This is a genomic window from Lysinibacillus sp. NPDC056220, from assembly GCF_049315265.1.
In the GTDB taxonomy this organism is placed as follows: domain Bacteria; phylum Bacillota; class Bacilli; order Bacillales_A; family Planococcaceae; genus Lysinibacillus; species Lysinibacillus pinottii.
This window is the reverse complement of sequence record NZ_JBMOXD010000001.1, coordinates 838,052-855,753: the sequence shown is the minus strand read 5'-3', so window position 1 is coordinate 855,753 and position 17,702 is coordinate 838,052. Positions and strand designations below refer to the sequence as shown.

Here is a 17,702-nt window from a genome sequence, read left to right as displayed (position 1 = left end):
GTTTATAAATGAAAATTGCTACTAAATTTTTAGGAGAAGTTGAAATTAGTGAACAGGATATCCTAACATTTGAACATGGCTTACTAGGATTAGAGGAGGAGAGAGAATTTATATTGCTACCAATTGATGCAGACCTTCCGTTAGCAATATTACAATCAGTTGAGCGGCCTGAAATTGGCTTTGTCGTTGCATACCCTTTCGCTTTCAAAAAAGATTATAGCTTTGATATAAGTGAAGAGGATCTTGAGCAGCTACACCTAGAGAAAGAAGAGAATGTGTTAACATACTCTATAGTAACAATGAAGGATACATTCCAAGATTCAACTATCAATTTACTTGCACCTTTAATCATTAATATGGAAAAAAAATACGGTAAACAAATTGTCCTTCAGGATAGTAAATCCTATCCATTACGTTTCCCAATGCAGTCATTGGAAGGAAGTGCAAAATAATGCTAGTCCTTTCTCGAAAAAAAGATGAGTCAATCATGATTGGTGATCACATTGAAATAAAGATTTTAGCTGTAGAAGGCGAGCAAATTAAGCTAGGTATTGTAGCCCCAAAAACGGTAAAAGTACATCGTTCGGAAGTTTTTGAAGCAATACAAGCTCAAAATAAAGAAGCACTTTCTTCAACTTCAAGCTTTTTAGAACAGTTAAAAAGAAAATAGTAGCTATTTCTTAATTTTAAATACAAACTTCAAATCTATTACATAAAAAAATAAAAAAAACTTTTAAAAAACTATTAAACTTTTCCAACTACTAACGATATATAGATTGTAGGGTAAGGGGAGTACATACATACAACCCAAGCCGACAATATTCCACACGGACGTGGAATAAAAAAACACACATTCAAGGAGGAATTCCAAATGAGAATTCAACATAACATTTCAGCTTTAAACACACACCGTAACCTAGCTTTCAACAACACTCAAGCTTCTAAAAACCTTGAGAAATTATCTTCTGGTTACAAAGTAAACCGTGCTGGCGATGACGCTGCTGGTTTAGCAATCTCTGAAAAAATGCGCGGACAAATCCGTGGTCTTGATATGGCTACTAAAAACGCTCAAGACTCAATCTCTTTAATCCAAACTGCTGAGGGTGCACTTAACGAAACACACGCAATCCTACAACGTATGCGTGAATTAGCAGTTCAATCTGCAAACGATACAAACGTAACAGCAGACCGTACAGCACTTAACAAAGAAGTAATTGCATTAAAATCAGAAATCGACCGTATCGCTAAAAACACAGAGTTCAATACTCAAAACTTATTAGATGGTTCATTCTCTGGTAAGAAATTCCATATCGGTGCTAATGATGGACAAGCAATTACATTAAAAATCGCTACTATGGATACAAAAGGATTAAAAGTTAGCGGTACAATTGATACTCAATCAAAAGCTGACAAAGCAATTAAAAACTTCAACAGTGCTTTAGAATTAGTTTCTTCGCAACGTTCAGATTTAGGGGCTGTTCAAAACCGTTTAGAGCACACAATCAATAACTTAGGTGCAACTTCTGAAAACTTAACAGCTGCTGAATCACGTATCCGTGACACAGATATGGCGAAAGAAATGATGGGCTTCACTAAGAACAACATCTTAATGCAAGCTGCTCAATCTATGTTAGCTCAAGCTAACCAACAACCACAAGGTGTACTTCAATTATTACAATAATTGACTAACATTTAGAATAATATTAAAAGCTTGAACGAGGACTCGTTCAAGCTTTTTTTTATAAAAAATTTAAAAATCCTTTTTTATACCGATATAAACAAAGAAGTAGTATATTATTTTTCTAAATAACACTACTAAAAATCCTTTTATCAGGATAGTCTTACTAAGTGAAGCAAGGAGACGACTTTATGGAAGAGTTAGATATAATTTATTTACAAACAAGAAATAATAAGCCTAATGCAAAAGTGAATGGATATTTTTTACATAGTAATTACAATCCAGAAGCAGAGGCTGAAAAATACATAAATAATAACTATAAAGAAGGATATTTAAATATATTATTTGGTTTTGGCCTAGGATATATAGCTAATACTATTGTAAAAAAGTATGGGAATACAGGTATTTTAGTTTACGATCCTTTATTTACTAGTTTAAATATTGAAAATAAGGATAAAATTGAAGGGATTTTTACTGATTTACAAGACTTTTGTAAGCGTTCAGAAGAATATATTGCTGAATTCGATCGTAAGGTCAATATTCTACTCTCACCTAATTATGATAAAATTTTTGACAGAGAATATAAAGAATTTCTAGATTTTATTCGCCATGTTCAAATTGAAGATATAGTAAATGAGAATACAATAAGATTCTTTGGCGATTTATGGCAAGAAAATTACATTATGAATTTATACTATGTTCATAACGATCAAAGTTTAAAAGCACTTTTCAATAAATATGATTGCCCGGTAATTTTAGCTTCGGGAGGTCCTTCATTAACAAAACAGTTACCATTGTTAAAAAAGATGAAGAATAAATGTTTGATAATATGTGCTGGTTCTACAATTAATTCTTTATTGGCTGCAGATATTATTCCTGATTATGTAGTAACAATGGATGGTGGAGAAAATAACTATTTACACTTTAAAAACATTAAAAGTTATGAGTTTGATTTAATTTATGGATTAGGGAATGCATGGAAAATAGCAAGAGATTTTAAAGGAAAGCGCTATAGCTTTTGTTTTTATGGAGAAGATAGTATACAAAAACGTATTAAAGAAGGTCTAGGGAAAGATTTACCAATGCTATCAACTGGTGGTACAGTTGCTATTACTGCATTAGAAGTTGCAAGTAAAATTAGTACAGGACCTATAGCAATCATTGGACAAGATCTTGCATATACGAACAATAAATCCCACGCAGAAAATAATAACCATTACAGTGAGTTAACAGATGATTTTTTTAAGAAAGATATGGCCTTTGAAGTAGAAGGGTACTATGGAGAAAATGTAAAGACGAATCACCAGTTTAACAGTATGAGAAAAAGTTTAGAAAAATTATATCAAAACTTACAGCATCATCATAAAATCTATAATTGTACTGAAGGTGGTGTAAAGATTAATGGTATGCCACAATTAGATTTCGTAGTATTTTGTGAAAATTATATTAATCCTAATCCTACAAATAACATTACTAAGTTGGAATTTAAGAAAGATCTAAATGATAATGAAGAAAATTATGTAGAATTTATGAATCAAGAAATAGAAGTCTATTTAAAAATTAAAAAATTACTAGTGGATGCGATGCATCTTTTAAAAGAAGAGAGAAATAATACTGTTTTTACAACTAGCACATTAAAAAAATTAGATAAAATAGATTCAAAATTGAAGGCGTATTATCCACAAGTTATAATGGAAAGAATTGTTGATCCAATTACTATGGATGTAATTAGAATGACTACGGATAAAAAACAAAAAGAGAGAATAGATAATTTCAAACAAATTCATAAACAAAATATGTATCTTTATGAAAATATGTTAGAGGCAACTGAAAAATCATTGAAATTTACTAGAGTTGCATTAGATGAATTCGGAGGGTGTTAACATGGATAAAACAGAGATTGTAGATGAATATTTTAAATATGTAGCAAAAATACCGGCAGGAATACAATATATTGCAGATAATTTAAGAACTCATAAAATTCCCATGGCTTTAAATGAAATCCTGAATTTCTCAGAAGGTATTACGTGGATTAAACAAATGGAAGAAATTTTAACTGACCAAGGGGTCAATACGAATTTAGATAAAAATCAATTGGATGAATTTTTAAATCTTATCAATGAAGGTTTAGAAAAGCAGGATTTTGTCCTTGTAGCTGATATTTTTGAATATGAAGTCTTACCGTATTTTATGAAAATTGTAGCTTGAAAATAATAGTTATTAGCTAATAGTTAAATTAAGGACACTTTTTGAAAGTATATTTAAAATCAAAAAGTGTTTTTTATTTTCAATCAATTGTCAAATTAAGTGCAACAGTTTATCCCGAAACGCCTCATATGCCATTTTTCAGCCTAGGCATTTCCTTGGTTGATTCTTTATGAAATTGAGTATTTGCTTCATGTCATCTAGTGTTACGTAATCGAAGTTCTTTTTCTTAGGAAGAATTCGCGCAGTAAGTCCTTCTATTTTCATTACTAATGCGTTGCCAAGCGGAATAAGCATCCCAAAATAGACTTGAAAGATTAGTTCTTTTTAAGCCCGGAATAAAAAAATTGCACCTTCTCGTATGCATAACGACTGGCCATCTACTCTAACTTTTTGGTTAGATGGCTAATTTGTACATATATATTGTATTTAAACCAAGTTTGTAATGATTTGAAATCTCTAGGTGTTGGTGAATCAGTAAAAGGCGATTCATCCACCCATTAAAAAACTCGAGACAAATATTTTAGCGGTGCTTTTCGGCGCTTTCCAGGTGAAAGGTGATTAAATTGACATTCGAAGCAATATATTTGATTGCAAGTATTGATGACTATTTGACCGTTTTTTCTATCGATCAGTCAATAAAGTCATACATGAGCCCAACAGTTAGCGAATGAAACATCATGAGGATTGCCGTAGTCAGAATAGCCATTCCAGATTAAGACATTAGCTTGCCTCACTTGGAAATACCATTGACTTAACCAGATTTTCCGTCTAAGCGTTTGATGATATACGTATAGGTATCATCACATGTAACACAAATTAGGATGATAATATCTTATCCTACACTAGTAGAAGCAAATAGGCCGCCCGAGCCCGTATCGTTCCCAGTTCCTTCACCTGGCGGTAAAGAGGTAAGTACTGAATGAATTTTGTCTGTTCAATTGCAAGTGTTGTACCTGCTTCGGTCAGTTGTAGCAATCAGCTAATCAAAAAGAGATTGGTTGATTTTTTTTAAAAAAAGCCGATAGTAAATATAATTAACTAGTTATGGTAATATAAATAGAAAGAATTTTAGAAGGGGTTTTTTTATGAAAATATTAATTACAGGTGCCGATGGCTTCATCGGCTCGCATTTAACAGAAACATTAGTACGACAAGGTTATGATGTTCGTGCATTTGTTTATTATAATTCATTTAATTCATGGGGCTGGTTAGATCAGTCTTCGGCGGAAATAAAATCATCATTAGATGTATTTTTAGGAGATATTCGTGATCCGTATGGCGTAAAAGAAGCGATGAAGGGGTGCACGCATGTCCTTAATTTAGCAGCTTTAATTGCAATTCCATATTCCTATCATTCTCCAGCAACTTATGTTGATACAAATGTGACAGGGACTTTAAATATTGTACAAGCTGCGAAAGAATTAGGTGTAGAAAAGGTAGTTCACACTTCTACAAGTGAAGTATATGGTACAGCGTTATATGTACCAATCGATGAAGAACATCCATTACAAGGACAATCACCTTATTCTGCTTCAAAAATAGGTGCTGATCAAATGGCTTTGTCATTTTATCGCTCATTTGACACACCTGTATCAATCATTCGTCCGTTTAATACATATGGACCACGCCAATCTGCTCGTGCCGTTATACCGACAATCATCAGTCAGCTAGCAAGTGGCAAAACAAATATTAAGCTTGGAGCTGTAAGCCCTACACGTGATTTTAACTATGTAAAGGATACCGTTAACGGTTTTATATCTGTTATGAATGCTACTAGTTCAATCGGTGAAGTCATTAATATTGGATCAAATTATGAGGTTTCTATTGGTGAAACTGCACAAATGATTGCAGATATTATGGGTGTAGATTTAACGATTGAAACGGATGAACAACGTTTACGTCCTGAAAAAAGTGAAGTTGAACGTCTTTGGGCTGACAACAAAAAGGCAAAGGAACTACTTGGATGGGAACCGCAATTTGGTGGCAAGGAAGGTTTCCGACAAGGTCTTGAAGAAACGATAGGATGGTTTACAAATCCTAAAAATTTATCTCAATATAAGGCAGATGTTTATAATATATGAATAATCAATGGTTGGAATTTGCAGATAATGTAAAGCGATTTTATGGAAAAGAGTTTGTGCCTTTACATGAGCCTACATTTAATGATAAAGAAGTTGAATATGTGACGGATTGTGTTAAAACAGGTTGGGTTTCCTCAGTTGGAGCTTATGTGAAGCGTTTTGAGGAAGACCTCGCTAAATTTGTCGGCGTTAAACGTGCTGTTGCTGTTGTAAATGGTACAGCTGCATTACATATTGCATTAAAGGTTGCAGGTGTAAAGGCGGAAGACGAAGTGTTAATGCCTTCACTTACTTTTATTGCAACAGCCAATGCTGTGTCATATTTAGGTGCAGTTCCACATTTTATAGATGTTTCTATTAATACTTTAGGTGTTGATGCAGATAAATTAAAAATCTACTTAGAGCAAATTGGAACAACAAAAAACAATCAGCTTTATAATCGTGTAACAGGAAGACGTATTTCAGCGATTGTACCAATGCATACATTTGGCCATGCTGCGGACATAGAGGGGTTACTTAAAGTATGTGAAATGTATAATTTGATGCTTATTGAAGATGCAGCAGAGTCATTAGGTTCATATTATAACGGAAAACATACAGGTAGCTTTGGAAAAGTTAGTGCATTGAGCTTTAACGGCAATAAAATAATGACAACTGGCGGTGGCGGTGCGATTGTGACAGATGACGATGCAATAGCTGACTATGCAAAACATTTAACAACTACTGCTAAAATACCACATCGTTGGGCATATGAGCACGATGAAATTGGATTTAATTACCGTATGCCGAATATAAACGCAGCGTTAGGTTGTGCGCAATTAGAAAAAATACCCTTGTTTATCCAGCAAAAACGCGAGTTAACAAAGCAGTATGAGCAATGGTTAGCTGGTATCGAGGGTGTCCAATTATTTAAAGAGCCAGCAAATTCTAGAAGTAATTATTGGCTACAAACTATTCTACTGGATGAACAGTTTAATCGTGATGAAGTCTTGGACTATTTAAATGAGCAAGGTGTAATGAGTCGTCCTATTTGGAGCCCGATGCATCACTTAGCAATCTATCAAAACTGCCCGAAATCAGATTTAAGTGTGACAAATCAGTTAAATAGAAGTGTTGTCAATATTCCTAGCACACCAATAAGTGAGGGATAATGATGAAACGTAAAATTTGTATTATAACTGGTACTAGAGCGGAGTACGGTCTATTATCAAATCTTGCAAAAAAACTTCGAGAAGATCAAGATTTTGATTTACAAATGGTTGCTACAGGCATGCATTTATCTCCAGAGTTTGGAAGCACTTATAAAGAAATGGAAAATGATGGATTTTTTATTAATGAAAAGATAGAAATTCTATTATCTGCTGATTCTCCAACCAGCATTGTGAAATCGATGGGACTTGCTACAATTAGTTTTGCAGATGCATTTAACCGTTTAGAACCAGATTTACTAATTATTTTAGGTGATCGTTTTGAAATGTTAGCAGTCGCTCAAACGGCACTTATTATGCGAATTCCTATTGCTCATATACATGGGGGGGAGTGTACGTTTGGTGCATATGATGATGCTATTCGTCATTCTATTACAAAAATGGCAACTTGGCATTTTACAAGTACAGAGTCCCATAGAAAACGTGTCATTCAATTAGGTGAATCTCCAGAACGTGTTTATAATGTTGGTGCTCTTGGTATAGAAAATATTGTAAATTTAACTCTGCTGACACGTCAGGAACTATTTCAAACACTGCAACTAGATGAGGAACGACCTATGTTTTTAATAACCTATCATCCTGAAACGAATGGTCATATTCATGGGGTATACGAATTGTTAAAGGCCCTGGAAAATTACCCTGATATTAATTTAGTGTTTACGAAATCCAATGCTGATAATGGTGGAAGGTTCATTAATAAGGCGATTCAACAATTTACTTTAAAACATAACAATGCAAAAATATTTGATTCACTTGGTCAGTTAAAGTATCTAAGTGCAGTGAAGTATGCTGATGTTGTCATTGGGAATTCTTCAAGTGGATTAATTGAAGTACCTTATTTAGAAACACCTACTGTTAATTGTGGAAATCGTCAGGAAGGACGTGAGCATCCCAATTCAGTATTTAATACAAATATGGATGCTGAAAGTATACTTATTTCCATTGAAAAGGCAAGAAAGTTTAGCGATAAGTATGAACATATATTTGGTGATGGAATAGTATCTGAAAAAATAATTTCAGTATTACGCAGTTTACCTTCATTTTCTATTCAAAAGGGGTTTTATGATTTATGAAAAATAAGACATATATCATTGCTGAAGCAGGTGTCAATCATAATGGGTCATTGGAAATGGCAAAAGAGCTTGTGTTGGTTGCAAAAAAAGCAGGGGCAGACGCGGTAAAGTTTCAAACCTTTAAAGCTGAAAATCTAGTTACAAAGAAAGCACAGCAAGCAGCATATCAAGTTGAAAATTTAGGTGGGGCTTCATCTCAATATACAATGTTGAAAAAGCTGGAATTAACTTATGAGGAATTTATTGAATTGCAATCATTTTGTCAAATAGAGCAAATAGAATTTCTATCGACACCTTTTGACTTCGAAAGTGTCGATTTTTTGCTAGATAAAATTGCAATTGCAAGGGCTAAAATCCCATCAGGAGAATTAACGAATGCTCCATTTATTCATTATATTGCAACAAAACAAAGACCAATTATTTTATCTACGGGAATGGCAACTATCGAAGAAATACATGAGGCATTAGCATTTATTTCTTATGGTTTAGCGAAATCTGATGAACCCGTTACGATAGAGCGTGTGAATAAGTTTTATGTTACAGAAGAGGCGAAAGAAGTGTTAAAAAAATATGTAACATTGTTACATTGCACTACACAATATCCAGCGCCTATGGATTCTATTAATTTAAAAGCAATGATTGAAATGGAAAGAATCTTTCAATTACCTATCGGTTTATCAGACCATTCAGAAGGAATCAATATTCCGCTAGTGGCAGTAGGTATGGGTGCAACTGTAATAGAGAAACATTTTACGTTAGATAAAACGTTAGAAGGACCAGACCATGTGGCATCCTTAAATCCTGATGAACTTAAGTCCATGATAATAGGAATTAGAGAAGTAGAGCAGGCATTAGGAAATGGCATAAAAAGTCCAACATCTATAGAACTTCAAAATCGGATTCCAGCACGGAAAAGCATAGTTGCTAAACAAACGATACAAGCAGGTGAAAAATTCTCTGTTAGCAATTTAACTGTAAAAAGACCTGGAGATGGTATGCAACCTTCTAAATACTGGTCTCTTATTGGTGAAATTTCTTTAAAATCATATGAAGAGGATGAGTTAATTGATGAATAAAGGGATTATTATGATTGGGAATGGGGGACATGCCTCGGTATTAACAGAAATTTTACTTGAACAGAAGCAAACGATTATTGGATTTACTGCACCAACTCTAGAAGAGAATGCTTTTGATTTGCCTTATTTAGGAACTGATGAGGTAATAGAAGATTATAATCCATCTGACATTGAACTAGTACTCGCTATAGGGACAATTAAACCGTCCCCATTACGGGAAAAAATCTTCAATAAATTTACACAAAAAACGTATCAATTTAAATCTGTCATCCATCCTTCAGCTATTATTGCTCCTTCGGTTCAATTAGGTCAAGGTGTTCAAATAATGGCTGGTACTATTATTCAAACGAAAACAACAGTTGCCGATAATAGTATTATAAACACTGGTGCGCTGATTGATCATGATTGTCAAATAGGTTCCCATATACATATTGCGCCGGGCACAAAAATATCAGGCAGTGTACATATACAAAAAAGAACACATGTCGGAACAGGTGCAACAATTATCCAAGGCGTTCATATAGGATCAAATTGTTTAATTGGTGCAGGGGCAGTTGTGGTTAGTAATTTTGCAAATGGCATAAAAGCAGTTGGCGTACCTGCAAAGGAAGTGTAACTATATGAAACAATGGAAAAAAACACTAGTTAATCAAAATCATACTTTACTAGATACAATGAAAATTATTGATGATTCTTCTTTGCAATTTGCAGTAGTTATAGATGAAGAAAAACATTTGCTTGGAACTGTTACGGATGGAGATATTCGCCGTGGTATTTTGCGAGGTGAAGGCCTTGATGTAAAAATTACCTCCATTATGAACCCAAATCCAATAAGTGCAAGAAGCGGTCAAAGATATCATAAATATAAGCAATTAATGAAATCAAAAATGCTTAAGCAGTTACCTATAGTAGATGAGGATAATAGAATTATTAATATACTATTTGCGGACAATATTGAAACGACATTGAATAAAAACACTGTTATCTTAATGCTTGGCGGATTAGGTACAAGGTTGCGACCATTAACAAACGATACACCAAAACCAATGCTTAGAGTGGGAAATAAGCCGATTTTAGAAACGATAATAGAAGGTTTCAAGCAATATGGATATATTAATTTTATTTTTTCTGTTAATTACAAAAAAGAGGTAATCCAGGACCATTTTCAAAATGGGGAAGCATTTGATGTAACGATTAATTATATTGAGGAAGACAAAAAAATGGGGACTGCTGGAGCACTTTCATTACTAAAAAATAGACCGACTAAACCATTTTTTGTGATGAATGGAGATTTATTAACACAAATTAATTTCGATCAACTGATGCAATTTCATATCGAACAAGATTCTGTTGCAACGATGTGTGTAAGAGAATACGAATATCAAATTCCATATGGTGTTATTGAAACAGTTGGAACAGATTTAGTGACCATAAAGGAAAAACCTATTCATCGTAGCTTTGTTAATGCTGGTATTTATGTATTAAGTCCAGATGTTTTTAGTTATATACCAAATGATGAATTTTTTGATATGCCTACATTGTTTCAGCGATTGGTAGAAGAAGGAATGAAAACATCAGTTTTTCCAATACATGAATATTGGTTGGATATTGGACAAATAGGCGATTATGAGAGAGCGAATAATGAAATAGGAGGAATTTCTAAATGATAAATGGGAAAAAAATAATTGCTTTAATACCAGCACGGGGTGGAAGCAAATCTATTCCTAAAAAAAATATAGCATTGCTAGGTGGTAAACCATTAATTTCCTGGTCAATCGAAGTAGCAAAAGCAATTGATTTAATAGATGAAATAATAGTTTCTACAGACTGCAAAGAGATAGCAGAGGTTGCTAAAAAGTTTGGAGCAAAGGTACAAGAAAGGCCGAGTGAATTAGCAAACGATAGCTCTTTAGTAATTGATACAGTTCGATATGTATTAAGTAATATGGAAAATTATTTAGATGATGATGATTATTTGTTGCTATTAGAACCAACCTGCCCTTTACGTTCTGAACAAGATATAAAATCTTGTATAAATCTAATTGAAACGGAACAGTTAGATTCAGTTGCTACATATAAAGAGGCGGAGTTAAATCCACATAGAGCTTGGAAAATCATTGGTAATAAACCAACGAGTTTTATAGATGGTGTAAATCCATGGTTACCAAGACAGGAATTACCAATGTCTTATCAACTAAATGGAGCAATTTATCTTTCAAAAGTTGGAGTAATTGATGAAAAAACGGTTGGTTTAGTGAATGGAAACATTGGGGCAATTGTTATGCCAAAAGAGCGTTCTATTGATATCGATCATCCGATAGATTTACTTGTAGCAGAGGTGATAGTAAATGGATAAAAGTAAAATACTAATTACTGGGGCTAATAGTGGTGTTGGAGCCTCTTTGGTCTCATACTTATCAAAAAGTTATGATGTTATTGCTTTAGCTAGAAATACGGAAGAGATTATAGAGAAAGATAATGTTTTTAAATATAAAGTGGATTTAATAGAAGAAAAAGAATTAGACAATCTATTAATCCAAATCGTTGAAGAACAAGGGTATATACCTTATTTAATTAATAATGCAGGTATTATGCATCAATCTAAAATTGAAAATTTAAGTCTTAAGGATTTAGAGTATTCTTTTAGAGTAAATGCATATGCCCCGCTTCAAATAATGAATAAATTGTTGCCATTAATGAAGTTAAACAATTATGGAAGAATTATTAATCTTACTTCAGGTGCACCTTTAAATTGTATGGAAGGCTATACAGCTTATAGTGCTTCAAAGGCAGCATTAAATGCTATAACTGAAACTGCTTCAAAGGAGTACAAGGATTATAATATTAAAATTAATTTGATGAGCCCAGGACCTTGTAAGACTAAAATGGCACCTAATGGTGTAATGGATCCATCAGTTTGTCATCCCACTGTTGATTATTTACTTAATTTAGATGAACAAACAATAACAGAAGGATTATATTGGTTAGGATATCAAATTCCACTTAAACCAGAACTTAAAGGAATTGAGTGGCTAAAAGGTACTGCTGATAAAAGGTACAAAAAAATATTATGAAAAAGATAGGGTTGCTAGGATTAACAGATGGTAACGGTCATCCATATTCTTGGGGATCTATTATTAATGGGTATAATGATAAAGCATTGAGAGATGCGAATTGGGATGTTATTTATAACTATGTTAAAAAGAGGGATATCTCTGAATTTGGTTTTCCTAACATTAAAATCACTCATGTATGGACTCAAGATGATGCTATTAGCAATAATTTAGCACAAGCGATTGGTGCAGAGAGTGTTGTCAAAAACTATACAGATATGATTGGAGAAGTTGATGCAGTAATTATTGCTCGAGATGATTATGAGCAACATTTAGTAATGGCTAAACCATTTTTAGATGCAGGAATGAAAGTTTTAATAGACAAACCTTTGACAATGGATATATCAGAGTTATTGTATTTTAAAGAATTCCTATCTAAAGGACAGTTAATGTCTGTTGCAGGATTAAGATTTGCAATTGAACTAGATGAGATAAGAGCTAATATGGACACGTTTGGTAAACTAAAAGTAATTCAATCATCAGTCATTAATGAATGGGAAAAATATGGAATACATATAATAGACGGGGTATTAGGGTTAATAGAGGAAAAGCCAAAATCAATTGAATATATTTCTAGTAATGCTGAAATATATGTGGTTACCTTTGATAGTGGATTAGTCTGGACAATTAATATTCTTGGTAGAACACAAAAAACATTTAATATAGAAGTTTGGGGAGAATCGAAAAGATCTAGTGTCGAAATAGAAGATAATTTTTCTATGTTTAGACGAATGCTCTATCGATTTGGAAAGTTAGTAGATAAAAATGAAATACTTTATAACCCTGAGAATACTTTGTTATCAATTGCATTATTAATAGCTGGAAAGCAATCACGTCAAGAGAATAGAAAAATCATATTGGATGAGCTATATCATTGCTTAGGAATAGAAGGGTATTAAAATGAAAAAAGAATTTAAAAAGCTTTTTGATTTGCAAGGTAAAAACGCTATTGTAACAGGTGGTGCAGGAATTTTAGGTAGTCATTTTTGTATGGGGTTGGCTGATGCAGGTGCCAATGTAGCAGTAGTAGATATCAATATAGATAAAGCGAATGAACTTGCAAGTACAATTGAAAAAGATTATGGAGTAAAAACACTAGCGATTTATTGTGATTTGACATCTGAACAATCAGTCAAAGAAATGGTCAATAGTGTCGTAACAGAATTTAAGACAATTGATATTCTTCATAATAATGCAGCGGGTAAATCTAGTAACTTAGAAGCTTTCTTTGCCCCGTTTGAAGAATATGAATTGAACCAATGGAAAGAAATAATGAGCACGAATTTAGATGGTATGTTCCTTGTAGCTAAATATGTAGGAAAAGTAATGAAGCAACAAAAAAATGGAGGTTCTATCATTCAAACGGCTTCTATTTATGGCGTACTTGGTCCAGATAATCGTATTTATGAGGGCTCTTTCTATTTAGATCGTCAAATCAATACGCCAGCCATTTATTCAGCATCCAAAGGAGGCGTTGTTGCATTAACTAAATATCTTTCTACTTATTGGGCGAAAGATAAAATACGCGTGAATACAATAACCCCCGGTGGAGTAGAAAGTGGACAAAATGAAGTATTTAAACAGAATTACTCAAATCGTATTCCGTTAGGTCGAATGGCACAAGCCGATGAAATGGTTGGAGCGTTAATTTATTTAGCATCTGATGCTTCAAGTTATGTAACAGGGCAAAATCTAGTAATTGATGGTGGTTTGAGTGCGTGGTGAGTATTATATCAATCATATAACAAAACTATTTGTTTTAATTCATAGTCTATAAAGATGAAAATTTATATAAATATATTATTTACTGTCATTTTTATCTAAGTAAATAGTATATATTGCTTCTACAATATAACCATACTTAATATTAATTATTTATAGTATGTTTTAGTTTTAGGACATAGATTGAATTGTTAAGCCTTTTTATATTGTATAAAAGAATTTATAATGTGCAAAGTTTAGTTGTAAGGATATTTGATGTGTTGCTTGGAACATTACAGTAGATAAAGCTTTATCATCCTGAAATAAGTAGGATCTAAATATAATCAAATCTAGCTAGAATTTTAAACTTTACACTCAAAATCTAATATGATTGGGAGTCTGTAAAACAGCAAAATTAACGCAGGAGATGATTATAAAAGTATACAGCAACTTGCTAAAGAAATTGGACTAATTCTACTTAATTCATATTATCTGAGTTGAAGCTTTTTTGTTGAGCAATACATATTAAAAAGAGTTTACTGCAAAGGTGAAAAATTTAAGAAGAGTTTTATGAGATTTCGTTATATAGTAAATTTCATGAAATTATAATCAATATCTTGATTCATAAATAGAAGTAAGAGAAGGAATGACGATAATCAAGGCCAAAAGAAAAGAATGGAGATTTTTTATGGGTTATATAAATAAGCAATACTGGGAAAACTTTTATAAAGATAGAGTTGATTTGACTGAATCATCAACCTTTAGTGAGTTTATTTTAAAGAAAAAAGAACAGATTATTGAAAATATAATTCTAATTGATTTAGGATGCGGAACTGGAAAAGATACATTTTATTTTGCTAAAAATGGTTTTGAAGTTATTGGAATTGATGGATCGGAAAAAGCGATACAGAGAAATAATGACCTAACAAAAGAACATTTTGATACAAATAATATATATTTTACATGTGTTGATTTAAGTGATGTGAATGCAGTTCAAAAATTAATGGCCAAATTTAATGATATTTCAATATCTCAAGAAAAAGAAATTTTGTTTTATACTAGGTTTTTCTTACATGCAATTACAGAAGAAACTGAAAATTTGATTTTTGAAAGCATTCTTGCGAATATTAAATTTTCTTGTGAAATAGTAGCTGAGTTTAGAACTAAAGAAGATGAGGAATTAGACAAAGTTTTTGATAATCATTACAGAAGATATATAGATACAGATATGCTAATTTCCAAGTTAATAAATCTAGGATTTTCTATTGAAGAGTTCTCAAAAGGAAGAGGGTTTTCTATTTACAAAAACGAAGATCCCTTTTTAGCTAGAATTATTATTAAAAAGAACTAAGTTGTTTATAAAAATAATGAAAGAGTGATATTTTTGAAAGATGCTAAAATAACTGCTTTGAAAAAATTTAAACAAGAAATCACTTTACTCTTAAATGAAGGATTATTAGCAGAAGCTAAGGTTAAATTAGATGCAATAAGTATAAGAAATGAATCGTATTATTCACTATCTGCAAACTATTATTATCAACTTAGTGAGTATCAACTAGGAATAACTTTACTAGAGGAAGAGGCATTAAAAGAATTTCCTTTTTCATTTGAAATTGTTTATAATTTGGCAATCTTAAAAAGTGCAATTGGGGAGTATATTGATAGCTTATGGATATTTGCACGATGTGTGAAGTTGGCGAATTCTGACGAAGATCGTGAAATGGCGACGCAAAATTTAAAACAAGTAATAGATAAAGTAAAAGAAGATTCTACTCTAATTCCTGATCAACTTCAGGCAGCTTTAGATTATACTAAATTGATTCTTTTAGAAGAAAACGAAAGCAACTATCCAATTAATCGCTTTAATGAAAGTCTTGTGAAAAAAATAGTAAAAGATTCTGCTGGCAATGAATACTTTACAGAAATGTACAAGTCGCTGAATGTGTTGAATATTGATAAAACTTCACGATTCTTTTTTAAAACTGAACTGTTACAAGGAAAAGCTACTGATACCTTTTCTTTTGCTATTAATAATGTAACAACTTTACCAATAGCATTATTTGAACAATATGATGAAATAATAGTAGAAGGCCCAAAAATTAATTATAGTTTCCCAAGAAATGTATTAAGGTCAAACCAATTTAATTATTTTACATTTACTGATGTAGGTGAATATAAAGTAACGTCGAGTAAACCCTTTTTTGTTGGAAAACCAGTTGATTTGAAACCTACTATAAAACAAGCTCAAGCTGTTATTACTATTTTTGTAGATGGTCTAGCTAATAGTGTAATAGAAGAAAAGTTACATAAATTAATGCCCCGTACGTATAACTTTTTTTCAAATGGCTATATAAATAATAATTGCTATACTACGGGAGATTGGACACTGCCAAGTGTTGCCAGCATGTACACTGGTAAGACTACCTTAAACCATGGACTTTACCATCCTTCAAATCATTTAGAGTTAAACAAATATAATCATATGTTCACAAGGGATTTTCAAAAAAATGGATATTTAACTACCCAAGTTAATAATGATTGGCGGGTTACACCTACCTATGGTTACTTAGAGGGGATGGATCGAATTTTATATCAAAACTATGCAGGAGGCTTTACGGCTGGAGAAGTAGTTGGAGAGGCAATCGAGCATTTAGAGACTTTCAAAAATAATAATCATTTTTTATGGATAAGCTTAATGGATTTACATGATGTCGCTGATGAAATAAATAATGATTTAATGAGTCAAGTCAACGTTTCAGCTAAATATAGACAAAATAAAAATCTTGGTGCTACATCTGTATTATCCTCTTATGACCCAAATAAAATAAAAAAGTACGAATCAGAATTAAAGCGTGTAGATTTGCATCTATCCTCACTATATAGTTATCTTGAATCAAGTTTTGGCAAAGAAAATATTATTGTTGCTTTAGTAGCTGATCATGGACAAACTTATTTAAAAGAAGACGACTTTCTTTTACATGAACCAAGACGTAAGGTCCCATTTATGTTGGCAGGTGGAAAAATTGAAAGGAAAATTAGTAATGAATTATGTTCCATTATTGATATTTTTCCTACAATTGCTAACCTTGCTGACCTAAAGTTAGATAGTAATGAAGGTGTTGTATTAAAAGATTTTGGTGGTAATGGACGAGATACAGCAATAACGGAGACAATACACCCTGATCAACCTTATTTAGTTGCTATTACAGATGCTGAACATATTTTTAGATTTAAGACAAAATCTAACGTTACTGACAATGGGTTAGTTGATTTAGAGCATTATGAAGCGCAATTATTAGACTTAAAAACATTTGAAGATGTATCAGTACAATTTATTGAAAAATTAGAGAAATATATAGATACAACTATTCAAAGAGCAATAAAATTACAGCCATAGAAATAATAATACAGTGAGATATAATTAAATAGAATAGAAAGGATGGCCTCTTGTTCAAGAAAAATTATTTGAACAAGAGGCCATTCTTTTGAAGTATACAAACATATCAAAGTACTTCTAGAGAAAGAGTGAAACATTCCTAAAAACTTCCGATATTAAATATAAGA

The 17,702-nt window shown here is 32.3% G+C and carries 17 protein-coding genes; all 17 read left to right on the top strand.

Features of this window, described 5'->3' with window-relative positions; genetic code table 11:
* The first annotated feature begins 8 nt into the window (after window positions 1–8).
* Window positions 9–452: a flagellar assembly protein FliW gene (gene fliW / locus ACOZBY_RS04095; RefSeq protein ID WP_099804980.1), complete on the top strand. Its 444-nt coding sequence runs from the start codon at window positions 9–11 to the stop codon at window positions 450–452.
* Entirely contained in the window at window positions 452–670 is a 219-nt protein-coding gene (gene csrA, locus ACOZBY_RS04090) for a carbon storage regulator CsrA (protein WP_031418695.1), read from the top strand. Before fliW ends, csrA begins: the two co-directional genes overlap by 1 nt.
* Window positions 671–871: 201 nt before the next feature.
* A complete protein-coding gene (locus ACOZBY_RS04085; RefSeq protein ID WP_203582523.1) occupies window positions 872–1,681 on the top strand; it encodes a flagellin in 810 nt (269 codons plus the stop codon).
* Between the two features lie 188 nt (window positions 1,682–1,869).
* Entirely contained in the window at window positions 1,870–3,561 is a 1,692-nt protein-coding gene (locus tag ACOZBY_RS04080; RefSeq protein ID WP_325881111.1) for a motility associated factor glycosyltransferase family protein, read from the top strand.
* Window position 3,562: 1 nt separating this feature from the next.
* Window positions 3,563–3,886: a hypothetical protein gene (locus ACOZBY_RS04075; protein ID WP_031418700.1), complete on the top strand. Its 324-nt coding sequence runs from the start codon at window positions 3,563–3,565 to the stop codon at window positions 3,884–3,886.
* Between the two features lie 1,085 nt (window positions 3,887–4,971).
* Entirely contained in the window at window positions 4,972–5,967 is a 996-nt protein-coding gene (locus tag ACOZBY_RS04070; protein WP_031418701.1) for an NAD-dependent 4,6-dehydratase LegB, read from the top strand.
* Window positions 5,964–7,118, top strand: a complete 1,155-nt coding sequence (locus tag ACOZBY_RS04065; protein WP_031418702.1) for a LegC family aminotransferase — start codon at window positions 5,964–5,966, stop codon at window positions 7,116–7,118. The genes ACOZBY_RS04070 and ACOZBY_RS04065 overlap by 4 nt, the downstream gene beginning before the upstream one ends.
* Window positions 7,119–7,120: 2 nt before the next feature.
* Window positions 7,121–8,248: a UDP-N-acetylglucosamine 2-epimerase gene (gene neuC / locus ACOZBY_RS04060; RefSeq protein WP_422761655.1), complete on the top strand. Its 1,128-nt coding sequence runs from the start codon at window positions 7,121–7,123 to the stop codon at window positions 8,246–8,248.
* Window positions 8,245–9,324: an N-acetylneuraminate synthase gene (gene neuB, locus ACOZBY_RS04055; RefSeq protein WP_325881113.1), complete on the top strand. Its 1,080-nt coding sequence runs from the start codon at window positions 8,245–8,247 to the stop codon at window positions 9,322–9,324. Before neuC ends, neuB begins: the two co-directional genes overlap by 4 nt.
* Window positions 9,317–9,940 carry an acetyltransferase gene (locus tag ACOZBY_RS04050; RefSeq protein WP_031418705.1) on the top strand — a complete coding sequence of 208 codons (624 nt, stop codon included), beginning with the start codon at window positions 9,317–9,319 and terminating at the stop codon, window positions 9,938–9,940. Before neuB ends, ACOZBY_RS04050 begins: the two co-directional genes overlap by 8 nt.
* Window positions 9,941–9,944: 4 nt before the next feature.
* Window positions 9,945–10,991 carry a nucleotidyltransferase family protein gene (locus ACOZBY_RS04045; protein ID WP_031418706.1) on the top strand — a complete coding sequence of 349 codons (1,047 nt, stop codon included), beginning with the start codon at window positions 9,945–9,947 and terminating at the stop codon, window positions 10,989–10,991.
* The gene (locus ACOZBY_RS04040; RefSeq protein WP_031418707.1) at window positions 10,988–11,680 is read left to right on the top strand and encodes a cytidylyltransferase domain-containing protein; all 693 of its coding nucleotides are present in this window, start codon (window positions 10,988–10,990) and stop codon (window positions 11,678–11,680) included. The genes ACOZBY_RS04045 and ACOZBY_RS04040 overlap by 4 nt, the downstream gene beginning before the upstream one ends.
* On the top strand, window positions 11,673–12,398 hold the full coding sequence (locus tag ACOZBY_RS04035) for an SDR family oxidoreductase (RefSeq protein ID WP_031418709.1): 726 nt from the start codon (window positions 11,673–11,675) through the stop codon (window positions 12,396–12,398). The genes ACOZBY_RS04040 and ACOZBY_RS04035 overlap by 8 nt, the downstream gene beginning before the upstream one ends.
* The gene (locus ACOZBY_RS04030; RefSeq protein WP_289449409.1) at window positions 12,395–13,336 is read left to right on the top strand and encodes a Gfo/Idh/MocA family oxidoreductase; all 942 of its coding nucleotides are present in this window, start codon (window positions 12,395–12,397) and stop codon (window positions 13,334–13,336) included. Before ACOZBY_RS04035 ends, ACOZBY_RS04030 begins: the two co-directional genes overlap by 4 nt.
* A 1-nt stretch (window position 13,337) precedes the next feature.
* The gene (locus ACOZBY_RS04025) at window positions 13,338–14,162 is read left to right on the top strand and encodes an SDR family oxidoreductase (protein WP_031418711.1); all 825 of its coding nucleotides are present in this window, start codon (window positions 13,338–13,340) and stop codon (window positions 14,160–14,162) included.
* A 664-nt stretch (window positions 14,163–14,826) separates the two neighbouring features.
* Window positions 14,827–15,489 (top strand): class I SAM-dependent methyltransferase, encoded by a 663-nt coding sequence (locus tag ACOZBY_RS04020; RefSeq protein ID WP_036121019.1) that lies wholly within the window; start codon window positions 14,827–14,829, stop codon window positions 15,487–15,489.
* Between the two features lie 33 nt (window positions 15,490–15,522).
* On the top strand, window positions 15,523–17,535 hold the full coding sequence (locus tag ACOZBY_RS04015) for a sulfatase-like hydrolase/transferase (RefSeq protein WP_031418713.1): 2,013 nt from the start codon (window positions 15,523–15,525) through the stop codon (window positions 17,533–17,535).
* Window positions 17,536–17,702 lie beyond the last annotated feature (167 nt).

Coding starts and splice junctions, on each gene's coding strand:
- fliW (WP_099804980.1), top strand. CDS start 9: ATGAAAATTGCTACTAAATTTTTAGGAGAAGTTGAAATTAGTGAACAG.
- csrA (WP_031418695.1), top strand. CDS start 452: ATGCTAGTCCTTTCTCGAAAAAAAGATGAGTCAATCATGATTGGTGAT.
- ACOZBY_RS04085 (WP_203582523.1), top strand. CDS start 872: ATGAGAATTCAACATAACATTTCAGCTTTAAACACACACCGTAACCTA.
- ACOZBY_RS04080 (WP_325881111.1), top strand. CDS start 1,870: ATGGAAGAGTTAGATATAATTTATTTACAAACAAGAAATAATAAGCCT.
- ACOZBY_RS04075 (WP_031418700.1), top strand. CDS start 3,563: ATGGATAAAACAGAGATTGTAGATGAATATTTTAAATATGTAGCAAAA.
- ACOZBY_RS04070 (WP_031418701.1), top strand. CDS start 4,972: ATGAAAATATTAATTACAGGTGCCGATGGCTTCATCGGCTCGCATTTA.
- ACOZBY_RS04065 (WP_031418702.1), top strand. CDS start 5,964: ATGAATAATCAATGGTTGGAATTTGCAGATAATGTAAAGCGATTTTAT.
- neuC (WP_422761655.1), top strand. CDS start 7,121: ATGAAACGTAAAATTTGTATTATAACTGGTACTAGAGCGGAGTACGGT.
- neuB (WP_325881113.1), top strand. CDS start 8,245: ATGAAAAATAAGACATATATCATTGCTGAAGCAGGTGTCAATCATAAT.
- ACOZBY_RS04050 (WP_031418705.1), top strand. CDS start 9,317: ATGAATAAAGGGATTATTATGATTGGGAATGGGGGACATGCCTCGGTA.
- ACOZBY_RS04045 (WP_031418706.1), top strand. CDS start 9,945: ATGAAACAATGGAAAAAAACACTAGTTAATCAAAATCATACTTTACTA.
- ACOZBY_RS04040 (WP_031418707.1), top strand. CDS start 10,988: ATGATAAATGGGAAAAAAATAATTGCTTTAATACCAGCACGGGGTGGA.
- ACOZBY_RS04035 (WP_031418709.1), top strand. CDS start 11,673: ATGGATAAAAGTAAAATACTAATTACTGGGGCTAATAGTGGTGTTGGA.
- ACOZBY_RS04030 (WP_289449409.1), top strand. CDS start 12,395: ATGAAAAAGATAGGGTTGCTAGGATTAACAGATGGTAACGGTCATCCA.
- ACOZBY_RS04025 (WP_031418711.1), top strand. CDS start 13,338: ATGAAAAAAGAATTTAAAAAGCTTTTTGATTTGCAAGGTAAAAACGCT.
- ACOZBY_RS04020 (WP_036121019.1), top strand. CDS start 14,827: ATGGGTTATATAAATAAGCAATACTGGGAAAACTTTTATAAAGATAGA.